General features: G+C 40.1%; 1 protein-coding gene. It reads right to left on the bottom strand.

Translation table 11 applies throughout. The features are described 5' to 3' along the window. Positions 1-91 precede the first annotated feature (91 nt). Positions 92-568, bottom strand: coding sequence for a cytoplasmic protein (locus ACGHEH_RS21705; protein ID WP_138569042.1), 477 nt, complete (start codon positions 566-568; stop codon positions 92-94). Between the last annotated feature and the right edge of the window lie 33 nt (positions 569-601).

Genomic DNA, 601 nt, shown 5'->3' on the forward strand with positions numbered 1-601 from the left:
CCGGTAAGCGGCGCATAAATAGTAGGCTAAAATAGCGAGGAACGAGCGCAAGCCTACTGTTTTGCGTCCGCCCTTGACCGGCTTGTTAGCCCTAAAACTCGACAGATATATACTGACCTTTTTCTAGGAGCTTCCATTGATTATTCAAACTGATAAGCACATTTGTCATTGTTTCAAAGTTATCAATTTCAATTTTCGGCACTGGCATATTACGGCTAAGACAAGCTTGCTCAGTCATGTATTGAAAACTCGCATAATCAGGCTTTTCACCCGACCAAAGCAATGATTGTAAAGATTCAACCATAGATTCTGTTTGCCAAACATCTATTTTATTCGCAATCTCTCTTGATACTTCGTTATGTTCAAGTTTGAAGCTAATATCAGCACCCGCTTTCAATTGGCCGTAAAATGCTCCTTTAATTGCAAAGTATTTCTCAACTACAAAATGAATCATATCGTGCGGAGCAACACCTTGCTCTGGCATTTGAGTCTCAGTAAAAGTGCCATCATTTCTGACACACTTCAAATGGCCGTACTTGGCATTTCCTTTCGTAAAAATTATTTCCATTCACCAAACTCTGATTTAGGGCTAACGCTTAGC

Origin of the sequence: Pseudoalteromonas sp. MTN2-4, assembly GCF_042848605.1 — a bacterium.
In the GTDB taxonomy this organism is placed as follows: Bacteria; Pseudomonadota; Gammaproteobacteria; order Enterobacterales; family Alteromonadaceae; genus Pseudoalteromonas.

What these genes read in the sequence shown, in the direction of transcription:
- ACGHEH_RS21705 (WP_138569042.1), bottom strand. Translation starts at nt 568, where the DNA reads ATGGAAATAATTTTTACGAAAGGAAATGCCAAGTACGGCCATTTGAAG.